This window comes from Pokkaliibacter sp. MBI-7, from assembly GCF_029846635.1.
Lineage (GTDB): Bacteria > Pseudomonadota > Gammaproteobacteria > Pseudomonadales > Balneatricaceae > Pokkaliibacter.
On sequence record NZ_JARVTG010000002.1, the window covers coordinates 1,624,412 to 1,637,288 of the forward strand.

The 12,877-nt window shown below is 57.6% G+C and carries 8 protein-coding genes; 4 read left to right on the plus strand and 4 right to left on the minus strand.

Annotated elements, in window-relative coordinates; genetic code table 11:
• Positions 1-133 precede the first annotated feature (133 nt).
• Together QCD60_RS27080 and QCD60_RS27085 are read right to left on the minus strand one after the other, a co-directional pair.
• Positions 134-1,072, minus strand: coding sequence for a diguanylate cyclase (locus QCD60_RS27080; RefSeq protein ID WP_279790119.1), 939 nt, complete (start codon positions 1,070-1,072; stop codon positions 134-136).
• Positions 1,072-5,130 (minus strand): CHASE domain-containing protein, encoded by a 4,059-nt coding sequence (locus tag QCD60_RS27085; RefSeq protein ID WP_279790121.1) that lies wholly within the window; start codon positions 5,128-5,130, stop codon positions 1,072-1,074. Before QCD60_RS27085 ends, QCD60_RS27080 begins: the two co-directional genes overlap by 1 nt.
• Before the next feature lie 436 nt (positions 5,131-5,566).
• Between QCD60_RS27085 and QCD60_RS27090 the strand changes: the two genes are divergently transcribed.
• Genes QCD60_RS27090 through QCD60_RS27100 form a run of 3 tightly spaced genes read left to right on the plus strand, consistent with a single transcriptional unit; the run spans position 5,567 to position 9,802 of the window.
• Positions 5,567-6,709 (plus strand): FIST C-terminal domain-containing protein, encoded by a 1,143-nt coding sequence (locus tag QCD60_RS27090; protein ID WP_279790123.1) that lies wholly within the window; start codon positions 5,567-5,569, stop codon positions 6,707-6,709.
• Complete coding sequence (locus tag QCD60_RS27095) at positions 6,710-8,194, plus strand: HD domain-containing phosphohydrolase (RefSeq protein WP_279790125.1); 1,485 nt, start codon at positions 6,710-6,712, stop codon at positions 8,192-8,194.
• A 15-nt stretch (positions 8,195-8,209) separates the two neighbouring features.
• Positions 8,210-9,802 carry an HD domain-containing phosphohydrolase gene (locus tag QCD60_RS27100; RefSeq protein WP_279790127.1) on the plus strand — a complete coding sequence of 531 codons (1,593 nt, stop codon included), beginning with the start codon at positions 8,210-8,212 and terminating at the stop codon, positions 9,800-9,802.
• Positions 9,803-9,834: 32 nt separating this feature from the next.
• On the opposite strand, the gene QCD60_RS27105 is transcribed toward QCD60_RS27100, so the two are convergent.
• Together QCD60_RS27105 and QCD60_RS27110 are read right to left on the minus strand one after the other, a co-directional pair.
• Positions 9,835-10,410 (minus strand): flavodoxin family protein, encoded by a 576-nt coding sequence (locus tag QCD60_RS27105; protein WP_279790129.1) that lies wholly within the window; start codon positions 10,408-10,410, stop codon positions 9,835-9,837.
• Between the two features lie 297 nt (positions 10,411-10,707).
• Positions 10,708-11,613: a DMT family transporter gene (locus QCD60_RS27110; RefSeq protein ID WP_279790132.1), complete on the minus strand. Its 906-nt coding sequence runs from the start codon at positions 11,611-11,613 to the stop codon at positions 10,708-10,710.
• Between the two features lie 206 nt (positions 11,614-11,819).
• On the opposite strand from QCD60_RS27110, the gene QCD60_RS27115 reads away from it, so the two are divergent.
• Positions 11,820-12,689, plus strand: coding sequence for an AraC family transcriptional regulator (locus QCD60_RS27115; RefSeq protein WP_279790134.1), 870 nt, complete (start codon positions 11,820-11,822; stop codon positions 12,687-12,689).
• Positions 12,690-12,877: the final 188 nt, after the last annotated feature.

Here is a 12,877-nt window from a genome sequence, read left to right on the forward strand (position 1 = left end):
TCACTGATTGAGAGGGCTTCTGGCGTTGCAGAGTTCGGTGCGGTTCGTGCCTCACCAGCACCCTACGCCGTAGTGATCCCGAGGTAGGGTGCCGGTGAACGCAGTGAACCGCACCGCTGACAACGCAGCACCGTCAGAGCATCACACTGACCAGCTGATCGCGACCCTGACGCTTGGCTTTGTACAGGGCCTGATCGGCGCTGTTAAGCAGATGCTCAGCACTCAGCGCTTCATTGGGCACCAGCGTTGCAATACCAATACTGACGGTGACCGTGTCACTGATCGCCGAATCCCGGTGCATGATGCCCAGTTCACGCACGGCATCCAGCATCGCCTCAGCACGATTGACGGCACCGTCGTGATCGGTAAATGGCAGGATACAGGCGAACTCTTCTCCACCAATACGTGCCACCAGATCACTGGGCCGGCGCAGCTGTTTCTTCATGGTCTGAGCTACCTGCCTCAGGCAGTTGTCCCCGACGGGATGACCATAAGCGTCGTTAAATAACTTGAAATAATCCACATCGAGAATCAGCAGCGACATGGCAGAACTTTCCCGCAGACAGCGGCGCCATGCCAGTGCCAGATCATCATCGAACTTGCTGCGGTTGGCGACCCCGGTGAGGCCATCGATCAGCGCGATGGAGCGCAGTAAATCCTGCTGTAATTTCAGCTCCAGATGGGTGCGCACCCGCGCTTTGACCGTTACCGGGTTGATCGGTTTGGTGATGAAATCCACCGCGCCCAGATCAAAACCCAGCGCTTCCTCGGCGGGTTCGCTGTGAGAGGTGACAAAGATGATGGGAATATTACGAGTAGCCGGGTCGGCCTTCAGTACCTTGCAGACTTCATGACCGCTCATACCGGGCATCACCACATCCAGCAGGATCAGATCAGGTTGTTGCCCACGGCAGATGGAAATGGCCTGCTCACCGCTCATGGCCATCAGTACCTCATAGTCCTGCTTGAAGATTTCATGCAGCACCCGGATGTTCACCTGCTGATCATCGACAATCAGCAGCCGTAACGTACCCACAGAAAAAGGGAGCACCTGTAACAGATGATTGAGCATTACATGTCCTCCAGTATGGCGCTGATTAGTCGGCTTGCACCTGAAAAGTCCAGATCACGCACCCGCTGCAACACCTCATTGATGTGAATACGGTTTTCCTGACCGGATATCTGCCCCAATGGAAACAGGTCGATGTGCTCCAGTGCCCGCATATTGCTGGTATCAAGTAACTCACGGAGCGAGCGCAGATGGATACGCCACTCTTCTTCTGTCCACAGCCCCTCCTGCACTACCGCGTTCTGGCCCGTTACATAGCGGGCAGCCAGCTGCTGAAGCTGCTGCAGCTCCTGCTCCAGTTCCTCCTGCAGCTGATCAATCGCCGCCATCGTCAGGCTGAAGCCAGCCTCAGTATGCCTGTACTCCTTTTCCAGAGCGGCCATCCGGGCAGAAAACAGCATCGCCCCCATGGTGCCTGACGAGCCCTTGAGGGTATGCAGTACCGCTTTGATTTCGTCTGTCTGCCTGTCCGCGACGTAAATGCGCAACTTTTGCAGCAGTTCCGCTGAGTTCTGGCGAAAACCGGGCAACAGACTGAGGTAGAGATCGCCCATTCCGCCAAATCGACTCAGAATCGGATCCTCCGAATCATCTGTCAGCACAAGCCCTGTCTCTTTGGGAGTGGCGGCCTTCACCGGCTTTGCCACATGCTCTGCCACCATCGTACTGATGGTCGCGACCATCGCTTCGATATCCAGTGGCTTGCCCAGATGAGCATCCATACCCACGGCCAGACAGGCTTCACGATCAGCGCCAGACGCATTAGCCGTCATGGCAACAATCGGCAGACGGGCAAAGCGTCCGTCCGCCCGCAGCTGTCGGGTTGCTTCCAGCCCGTCAACGCGGGGCATCTGCACATCCATCAGTACCACATCCAGCTGATCAGCATATTCATGCACCGCCTCAATACCCTGCTGACCATCCACCGCCAGTCTGATCTCGGCCCCCTCATTGATCAGCAGCTCTGCAGCCACCTGACGGTTGAACGCATTGTCCTCAACGATAAGGATACGCACCCCGGTCAGTCTTGGTTTATGCACAATGGCAGAAGGTTGCGGTATGGCTTTACCGCCATTGACGGCCAGATCAACGGTGCTGACCAGTTGCTGGGGGGTTACCGGCTTGCTCAGGTAATCAGTGAAGGGACAATTGGGCAACGACATCACCGCGTTCAGATGCTCCTGACCATACGCGGTAATCATCAGTATGGAAGGGCACCTGTCAGCCCAGGGTAACGCCTTCAGGGCATGGCCCACGGCGACACCGTCCAGATCAGGCAGATACCAGTCGAGCAGCACAGCATCAAACTCACCGCCCTGCTCCAGCGTCTGGCGCGCCGCTGCGAGGCCATCATTACCACTGGCAGCCTCCGTGACCTGCCAGCCCAGGCGCTGCAACATGGCCACCATGACCTGCCGGGAGACGGCGTTGTCTTCTATCAGCAAGATCCGTCGGACTGCAGCAGGCTTGCTCATCGCCAGCGGCACCCCTTCGGGGACAGCCAGCTCAACGTCAAACCAGAACCGGCTACCCCGGCCCAGCTCGCTTTCCAGCTGCAGCGTACCACCCATCATCTGGATAAGATGGCGGGAAATGACCAGCCCCAGCCCGGTACCGCCAAAGCGCCGCGAAATTGACGCTTCGGCCTGGGTGAAACCTTCAAAGATACGCTCCTGCTGCTCGGGGCTGATGCCTATACCACTGTCTTCAACTTCCACCCGCAAGTGCAGAGACTGATGACTGGTCATCTCATGCCGCACCCGGATGACTACCTGCCCACACTCGGTAAACTTCACCGCATTGCTGGCAAGATTGGTCAGTACCTGTTGCAGGCGCAGGCTGTCACCCATCAGACTTGCCGGGAAATAGGGATCGATATCGAACATCAGCTCGACGTCGGGCTTATGCAGAAGGCCTGTCAGCACGACAGCCAGTTCCTGCAGCAATGCCTCCAGATCAAAGGGCTGGGGATCAAGCTCCAGCTTGCCAGCATCAATCTTGGAGTAATCCAGAATGTCGTTGAGCAGGCCCAGCAGGGAGCGGCCGGCAATGTGTGCCTTGCTTACGTAGTCCCGCTGTTTGGCGGTGAGTTCAGTCTGACGCACCAGCTCCAGCATGCCGAGCACAGCGTTCATCGGCGTGCGAATTTCATGGCTCATGTTGGCCAGAAAGGAAGACTTGGTCGAGCTGGCCTGATCCGCCTGCTCCTTGGCACGCCGCAGCCAGCCTTCCAGCTCCTGCTCTGCGGTAATATCACGATTGATCCCCGTCAGCCGCAGCGGCAGGCCATCCTCACCCCATTCAATATAGGCTGCGGCCTGAATGTAGCGAACGTCATTGTCAGGCAGCAGAATGCGGAACACCGTGTCAAACTTGCCCTGACCTGCCAGCGCATTTTGCAGAAGAGACTCTGTCGCGGCGACATCATCGGGGTGAACCCGTTCACGCCAGTGACTGTAACTGAGCCCCCCCTCCTTGAGCACCAGTGGCTGGCTGTACAGCTCAAACATCTTGGTGTTCCACTCCAGCCTGTTGGATGCCGGCAGCCAGGTCCAGATACCCAGCTGGGCAATATCCGAGGCCATCAGCAGCTGGTCTCGGGCAGACTGCAGCTCACTGGTACGGACTTCCACTTCATGTTCGAGCCAGGCGTTCAGCTCATGGATACGCTGTTCAGCCTCCTTCTGCAGGGTGATATCGCGCAGGGTTTTTGAGGCTCCCACCACCTTGCCGGTAGCATCAGCAATGGGTGCGACTGTCACGGAGACATCCACCAGCGAACCATCCTTGCGCTGCCGCCGGGTCTCAAAGTTTGGCACGATCCTGCCCTGCGCAATGGTACTGAGGATATCCAGCTCTTCCTTACGCCGCTGTTTCGGCACAATCAGATCAATCAGTGGACGGCCAAGGGCCTCTTCGGCGGAGTAGCCAAATATCAGTTCAGCCCCTCTGTTCCAGCTGATCACCACGCCCTCCAGCGTTTTGCCGATAATGGCATCGGCGGAGTTGGCCACAATCGCTGCCATGCGTGCCTGATCTTCAATGGTACGCTCACGATTTTTCCGGTTGAGGTTCACCACCCCGAGCAACGCAGACAGCAAGGCACTCAACCCCAGACACACAGAACCCGCCGACCAGGGTGATGGCAGATGCAACCCGGCAATAAAAGCTGGTCGCACGCTGACACGCACCTCCCATTGCCGGCCAAACACTTCATGCTGTCGTTGCCAGGGGTGGGTATCGCGCAGATCAAGATCGTCGGAACTGTAGAAACGCTCTTGCTTGCTCACATCAGTAACGTCGAACAGTTCAAGATGGAGCTTGTCAGGGTCAAGCTCCAGACCGGCCAGCACATCGGTCATCAGCAAAGGCGCGTAGCTCCAGCCCCAGCCCTTCGACAGGCGTTCAGCCTCAGTGGCGGGCGTAGCGGGATCACGATAGATGGGCATCAGGATGAGAAAGGACTGCAGCGGGCTGCCGGTCGCCTGCACCAGTGTGATGGGCCCTGTCAGCTGGACCTCACCGGTTGCCAGCGCCTTGTCTGCCGCGGCTTTACGATTGCGCTCGGAGGCGATATCGAGACCAACCGCCTGAATATTGGGCTGCACCGGCTCGATATATTGAATGACATAGCGGGTATCGTCATTCGCTGACAATTCATGCAGTGCAAAGTCTGGCCAGCCGTCGAGACGGGCCGCGTCGACAAACGTGTCAACGGCACTGGCAGGCACCCGGCGAACAATACCGAAACCACGCGCCCCCGGAAACTCCCCGGCAAAGTCACGCGTACCGATGTAGCGGTGGAACAGCTCTCGGTTCAGCCCCTGTTCACCGGCAGTCAGCACGAGGCTGCGGGTGGCACTCAAGCCGTACTCATACAGATGCACCCGCTCCAGCACCTGCTCTACCACATTGTCGCCCAGCTCTTCCACTGAGCGATCCAGACGCTCAGCGTTGTTCTGACGGACTTCAAGCACCAGCAATGTGCTGAGCAGCAGGCCGATACAAAAGCTCAGGCCAACGGCTTTGGTCATCAATCCCCGGGCGTTATGCCATTTCATGGGTTACGGTCACCTTATCCGCATGCGTAGCAAACTATCCCTGCTTCGGTTAGCTGCAGACGACTGGTCATCCAATCCTGCTCAACAACCATTGTTATTAACTGTTCTCGGGTGATGCTGCCAGACAACACGTCTGCAGATAAAAATTACCGATCACGACAAGTGTAGAGGCCAGAGGCCGGAACAGGGTTAACCGTGTCAGCACCAATAACGCCAACTTTTCCCACTCAAAAGCAGACCAGCGTCAGGCATGACCAAGTAGTGTAGACAACATCACCAAAGGCGCCAAAAAGCACGAATTCTCGTCTTTAAATCTGCACATTGATCCAGATCAACTAAATTAGATCTGACGAATAAACAGACTGACCATACTCATTATCCTGTCTAAAATGACTTTAAGAACATATATTTAGTTTTCCTGGCTCTGGAGGGCTGCATGAGCACCTTTGTCTATTGCCCGTCGCTGGTGCCTGACACCCTGACGCCCTGTCTGCTGAACTGCCAGCAACGTCACCCAGGCCAGACCTTACTGCTGCTGGTGCCTGACCATGAACGCACGCATGTTGCTGAGCTGCAGGCCCTATGCCGTGAGCTGGGCATGGACTGTGTGGGCGCCATATTCCCGATGCTGGTGAAAGATGCGGCGTTTATCGACAGTGGCTGCTGGCTGATTCCCCTGCCGTCAGGCACACGCTGGCAACTAACCACCTTCAATACTGATCAGCCGGTGCAGATAGCTGCACAGCTGATTGATGCCCTGCAGCCAGCCCTGGAGCACAGCAGCCCAATACCCCCCACCCTGATGCTGCTGTTTGATGGACTGATACCCTGCATTGCCTCCGTGCTCGATCATCTGTTCCAGCACTTTGCTGACAGCGTCAGATACCTGGGTGCCAATGCTGGCAGTGAAACCTTTCTGCCCTTGCCATGCCTGTTCGACTCCTCCCAGTTTGTCCGTGATGCCGTGCTATGCCTGGTCCTGCCGCAGCCACTCGACTATGCCCTGCGACATGATTACTGCGTACCTGAGCGGGTAATGACAGCAACGTCCAGCCGGGGCAACAAGGTGGAGCAGATTAACTGGCAGAATGCCTTCAGCGCCTATCAGGACATCGTTCGCCAGCAGCACGGTATGCAAATCACCCGCGACAACTTCTACTCTCTTGGGGTGCATTTCCCCTTTGGCATTTCCCGGCTGAATGGCGATGTGCTGATACGCATCCCTGTTGAACTGACAGAGGATGGTGCCCTGCTTTGTGTCGGTGAGGTGCCGGAGAACTCCCTGCTGATGCTGTTACAGGCTCCCCAGGTTCCCGGCGACAGTGCTGCACAGCTCATCACACAACTGGATGCACCACCGGGCGATGGGCAGGGGCTGCCGCTCCTGCTGTTTTATTGTGCCGGGCGGCGACTGCACTTTCAGGAGCACGCCACTACGGAACTGGCACGCCTGACTGACAAAGCCGGGCCGCGCGCACTGGCCGGTGCGCTGTCGCTGGGTGAAATCGGCTCACCCACCGATGGCGGCTACCCGGTTTTTCAGAATGCCTGCCTGCTTGGCATTGCCTGGAGAGGCTAGATGCAACAGGAACAAGCACTGGCCGTGGTCTATGATCTGGCCCTGACCATCGGTCGGGAAATTACCCTTGATGCGCTGCTGACCAAATGCCTGCAGCGTTTCATGTTTCACACTGCCAGCCCGACAGGGCTGGTACTGCATCACCCCGACACCAGCAACCTCGGGGTGCGCCGTTGTACCCTGCTCAAGGTGATTGGCAACTTTGCTCTGCAACAGCAGACTGATCAGCTCTGCCTGTCCCTCCCCGACTCGTTGTTCAGCGCGCACAGTCAATGGATCAGGGACATCCGTCTGATCGGAGAACTGCACGACAGGCTGCCCGCCCGGGGCAGTATTCTGCATCTGCCCATCGACAGTCAGCACAGCCTGTGGCTGATGTTTACCCACTCCCCTCCCGCGCTGCCGCTGGGCATGTTCAGCCCCATCCTGCTGAACCTGTCGAAATCCATCAAACTGTGCCGCGACAGTGAGAAGCTGCAGCATCACTACGAGCGCGAAAACCAGGCCGCCAGAGCAGAGGCGGCACAGGCCAGGCAGTTCAACAGTGCGCTGCTGAACGCCATCCCCATCGCGGTTTACTACTCCGAGATTGATGGCACTTTACTGGGCTGCAATGCCAGCTTCAGCCAGCTGACAGGTCTTCAGCAGGGTGAGATAGCCGGCAAGACGGTCGGGCAGTTTCCAGAGGTTGACTGGTTCAATCGTAATCTGGCGTACAAACAACAGCTGCTGCAGGATGGCCACCTGCCGCCGTTCACTCTGCGCGGCCTCGACAGCAGCGGTGCCGAGCGGCTGATGCTGTGCCACAAAAACCTGTTTTTTGATCTGAACGGCAAGGCCAGCGGCACCATCACTGCGCTGGTGGATATCACCGAGACCACGCGTGCGGAGCAGTCACTGAAAGCCTCGCTGGTGCAAACCATCAGCTCACTGTCGCGGGCCATGGCGTCGCGCGACCGCTCCGCCGCCAGCCATGAGAAGCGCACCCAGCATCTGGCCCTGCGTCTGGGGCAGATGCTGGGGCTGAATGATGATCAGCTTGAGGGTCTGCTGCTGGTCTCGGTGGTGCATGACATCGGTCAGATTGAGACACCCTCAGAGATACTGACCCGGCCACGCCGCCTGACCAGAGAGGAGTTTGATCTGGTCAAACTCCATGCCCAGACCAGCTACGACATTCTCAGGGATATCGACTTCCCCTGGCCCATCGCCCGGATCGCACTGCAACATCATGAAAACTACGATGGCAGTGGCTACCCCAGCGGCCTGCAAGGCGATGCGATCCTGCTTGAGGCACGTATTCTGCGCGTTGCTGACAGTGTGGAAGCCATGTTGTCTCACCGCCCTTTTCGTCGCAGCTACAGCCAGGAGGAGACAATGACTCGCCTCAAACTCGGCAGCGGTACACTTTATGACCCACGCATCGTGGATGCCTGCCTGCAGCTGTTCAGCCAGCAGGGTTATCACATGCCTGATGCACCTTAACCGGGAGAGGCTGCCATGAATCACCCACTGCACGAAATGGCTCTGCACAGCGACGAACCCAGTACCGTCACCGCAAAGGTTTTCACGCTCTATCTGCAGGTGATGGACCGGCTGCCCCACCGGCTGCTGCTGAAAGACACCCACTCGGTTTACATAGCCTGCAATCAGCGTTATGCCGACGACTTCGGCCTGTGCAAGGAGCAGATGGCAGGCCGCACCGACCTGAACTTTTTCCCGGCTGAGCTGGCCGCCCGATACCGGGCTGACGACCGGCTGATCATGGCCTCAGGCAAAGAGCACCTCTATGAAGAACCCTATGAACAGGATGGCCAGACATTCTGGGTAGAAACGATCAAATTTGCCCTCTACGACGACCATAACAAGGTCATCGGCATCGCCGCCATGTTCAGGGACGTGACCGAGCGCAGACAAAACCTGGAGGCACTGAGGCGGCAGACCTGGGCCTTGCAGGCCATGAGCGCCTGTAATCAGGCGCTGGTCAAATCATCCTCCTCCGCACATCTGCTGCATCAGGTATGTGAGGCGATGGTGCAGCGTGACCGCTACAGTCTTGCCACCCTTTATCGCGTCGATACCCGCAGCACGTCCCCCGCTATTCATCTGATCACCAGTGCCGGCGTTGCACGTCAGTGCACCAGTGGTCTGGAAAAAAGCTGGCAGGCAGAACTGCCAGACTGCAATCCCATCATCAGCTGTGCCAGATCGGGTCAGGTTGTCATCCTCAGCCATCTGCGCAGCTCATCCGGCTGTACCGCCAGCCAGCCCGATGCACATTGCGGCCTGAGTTCGGTGATTGCCCTGCCACTGCGGCTGGATGAGACCAGCATGGGAGTCATAGCGGTTTTTGCCCCGGTCGACGATGCGTTCGGCCCGGAAGAAGAGCAGTTGTTTATTGAACTGGTCGATAACCTGCAGTTCGGCCTGGAGTCACGCCGCACCAAAGAAGCCTATGAAGCCTCATTACGTCGCAGCGCCGAGCAATCGAAGGTGATGGAAAAGGCAATGGAAGATGCGCTGGCCGCTATCGCCGCGGTACTTGAACAGCGCGACCCCTACACCGCAGGCCACCAGACCCACGTTGCCGAGCTGGCCATGCTGATCGGCAGGGAGCTGGGGCTGGAGCAGGAACGACTACACGGTCTCTATCTGAGTGCCATCGTCCATGATCTGGGCAAGATCCAGATTCCGGCGGAAATTCTTACCAAGCCAGCGCGGCTGAATGAAGCCGAGTTCAATCTGATCAAGCAGCATCCGGAGGTTGGCTATCGGATTCTGCGACACATCCACTTCCCCTGGCCCATCGCCGACATCATCCGTCAACACCATGAGTGTCTGGATGGCTCCGGTTATCCGCAGGGCCTGCAGGGTGATGACATCCTGCTGGAGGCACGCATTCTGTCGGTCGCCGATATTGTCGAATCGATGTCATCGGACCGCCCCTACCGGCCGGCGCTGGGCACAGAGGTCGCGCTTAATCAGATCAGACAGATGAGTGGCAGCAAACTTGACCCCAAGGTGGTCGAGGCCTGTATTCGGGTGGTTGAGCGTGGTGACTTCACACCCAATCTGATGTGCCTTGCCGAGTAACCCCGGCAAGGCTGGCAGAGTGAGGCCCGGGGTTAGCCCACCCAGCGCAATGCTGTCTCGCTCACCCGCACGCCAAAGGCTCTGGCGGTTTCCAGATCGCCCGGCAGCGGGCCTTCATCCGGTGATGAGTCAGCGGGAGACTGCGCCATCAGGCCGCTGAACGAGCCCATATAGTTGAGGTCATTACGACTGGCAGCCTTGGTGTTAGATGGCATCATGCCGGTCCCCACCCAGACCATGCCGTGCTGCATGGCCAGCGTGAACATATAGTGCAGCGTCGACAGCTTATCGCCATTCATTGATGCCGAGTTGGTAAAGCCTGCCGCCAGCTTGTTCTTCCACAGGCCACCGAACCAGGGCTTGCTGGAGGCATCAGCAAACTTCTTGAATTGCCATGAGGGGCCGCCCATGTAGGTGGGCGATCCGAGCACAATGGCATCCGCCCCTTCCAGCTTCTCCCAGCTGCCTTCAGGCAGTTCGCCTTCCGCACTGATCGCGACCAGCTCCGCCTCAATGCCCGCTACCGAGCCGACACCGGCGTACACCGCCTCGGCCTGCTTCTGGGTATGTCCGTAACCGCTGTGATAAATCACCATCACCTTTGCCATCGTCGTCTCCTGCAGAGTCAGGCTGTTGAAACCTACTCTGATCACTATTCAGCCGGGAAATGTGGACGTTGCTTCTGTCCGTGTCAGGTTGACCGACTACCGCATGCCCACACTTCAGGCCGTCCGACGATCTGCACCTGGGTTGTCAGTGACTGGCCACAACAAGTAACTGACAACGACAAGTAACTAGCAACGACAAAGTTCTTGGGGTTGGCAGGGAGACACGACAAGCGCCCTGCACTTCGCAAATCGTGTTTTCCGACTGCGGGCAGATCAGGATCTCGCGCTACTCAGCCATCAGGCGGGTTTACTCGCCACAGCGACCGCCACTCTGGCTCTGGGCTTGTAGAACATCACCGCATTACCGGACAGGATCAGCAGCAGACCTACAATGGCCGAGGTGCTCCAGCTATAGCCCTCAAACAGGGTGGAAATGGTCAGCGCCACCAGCGGGAACATGACAGTGGCATAGGCCGCCTGCCCGGGACCAATGCGACCGACCAGCGCAAAGTAGGTACCGAACGCCACCACTGAACCGAACACCGCCAGATACACCAGCGCCCCCAGATAGCTGAGGCTGGTATCGATACGGAAAGGTGCTCCGGTAACCATAATCACTACCAGCATGGTGATGGCGCCGTAGGTCATGGCGTAAGCGTTGGTCGACAGCAGATCCAGCCCGTTGCGCTGATGACGGGCGGTAATCATGTTGCCCAGCGAGAAGCCATAGGTGCCAAGCAGACACAGGCCGATTCCGAGCAGTACATCAGCATTCATCTGTGCCGGGTTCAGATCACGCCAGAACAGGCTGACAATGCCGATGATGCCCAGACCGTTGGCCAGCATCAGCCGCGGGGTAATACGCTGTTTGAGGAAAATGACGCCGTTGATGGCGTTAAAAAGAATGGCCATGGAAAACAGCACTGACTCCAGACCACTGTTGATATAGCGGTTGGCACTGTAGAAGCAGTAGAAGTTGAAGCAGAACACACACATGCCCTGCAGGATACAGAACAGATGATCGCGACCACCGATGCGCTTCAGTCGCCCGGTCAGCCCCAGCACGCTGATCAGCACAGTGGCGGCCAGTACAAAACGGTAGAACACTGAAACCGGGGCCGGCACATCCCCGGTCTGCATGGCAATCGCAATCCAGGTCGTCCCCCAGATCAGCACGGTGATGGCATAGAGCATGGCATTCATGGTCAGGCATCCTGAAAACTGCATTTTTGGATAACCATTATCTGCCAGCACGCAGCAGCCATCATTGCCGTTACTTGCGCTGGAATTGCATATTCTTGCGCTTTTTTTTGCAGGCTACCCACCTGCCGCCTTGGCGCTACCGGGTCAGGGGTTTACCATGGCCCCTCGTCCTGTTTCAGAACGCCGAACGACACCGGAGCAGCACCGTGTCCAATACCTATCAGGTTTTTCAGAACCTGCAGCAGCACAAGACACAGTTGATCGACACCACACATCTGGATAACGGTGTCGGCCTCGCCTCATGGACCAACCATGACGATCTGGTAGTGGTCGATGAAGCCAACCATCACACCCTCAGCCTCTATGTGGCCGATGGTTATGAGTCTTACCTGAAAACCCCTCACGGCTGGCGTAATGGCGGCGCGCCGGATCGCATGTGCCTGATGCCGCGAGGGTATGCCTCCACCTGGCATATCCGCGAGTCGCTGTCGTTTGTGCACTTCTACTTTACCGATGCCCATCTGCGCGACATCGCCGAGAAAACCTGGGACAAAAGCCCGGCTGCGCTCAGCGTCGATGAGCATATCTTTGCCGACGACCCGCAGATCGCTGCGCTCTATCGCCACTTCCTGCTGGCCAGCCACTGGCAGGATCAGGCTGACCGCATGACCCTGAGCAGCGCCGCATCGCTGCTGCTGACCCACATTGTCCGTCACTACACCCAGTTTCAGTGGCAGGCGCTGCAGGTGCGCGGCGGCCTGTCGCCTTATCAGCTGGCGCAGATCAAAGCCTATATCGATGCCCATCTTGATCAGCCCCTGCAGCTCGGTGAGCTGGCCGGGCAGATCAACCTCAGCGAATATCACTTCGCCCGCATGTTCAAACAGAGTCAGGGCATGGCCCCACACCAGTATGTGATGCAGCAGCGTCTGCTGCGCGCCGAACAATTACTGCGCCATTCCAGCCTGCCGCTCACCGATATCGCCCTGCAATGTGGCTTTAGTTCATCCAGCCATTTCACCAACCGCTTCCGTCAAATGAAGGGTGTGGTGCCCTCCAGCCTGCGTAAATCCTGAGTTCTGCGTTTTTGAGCATTACTGAAACGCAAGAAATGTCAGCGTGCAAAACCACAATATTGCTACGGATATCGAACTGATTCGTGCCGGGTAAATCAATAAGGCTTTTCCCCTCACCACCGCCAAGCCTTCCTCATATTTCCCCATTTATCCCAATCTTTTGCCCCAAGGCTGCCCCGTCTGAACCA

Excerpts from the sequence above, each read along its gene's own strand:
- QCD60_RS27095 (WP_279790125.1), top strand. The coding sequence starts at position 6,710 with ATGCAACAGGAACAAGCACTGGCCGTGGTCTATGATCTGGCCCTGACC.
- QCD60_RS27080 (WP_279790119.1), bottom strand. The coding sequence starts at position 1,072 with ATGCTCAATCATCTGTTACAGGTGCTCCCTTTTTCTGTGGGTACGTTA.
- QCD60_RS27085 (WP_279790121.1), bottom strand. The coding sequence starts at position 5,130 with ATGAAATGGCATAACGCCCGGGGATTGATGACCAAAGCCGTTGGCCTG.
- QCD60_RS27105 (WP_279790129.1), bottom strand. The coding sequence starts at position 10,410 with ATGGCAAAGGTGATGGTGATTTATCACAGCGGTTACGGACATACCCAG.
- QCD60_RS27100 (WP_279790127.1), top strand. The coding sequence starts at position 8,210 with ATGAATCACCCACTGCACGAAATGGCTCTGCACAGCGACGAACCCAGT.
- QCD60_RS27090 (WP_279790123.1), top strand. The coding sequence starts at position 5,567 with ATGAGCACCTTTGTCTATTGCCCGTCGCTGGTGCCTGACACCCTGACG.
- QCD60_RS27110 (WP_279790132.1), bottom strand. The coding sequence starts at position 11,613 with ATGAATGCCATGCTCTATGCCATCACCGTGCTGATCTGGGGGACGACC.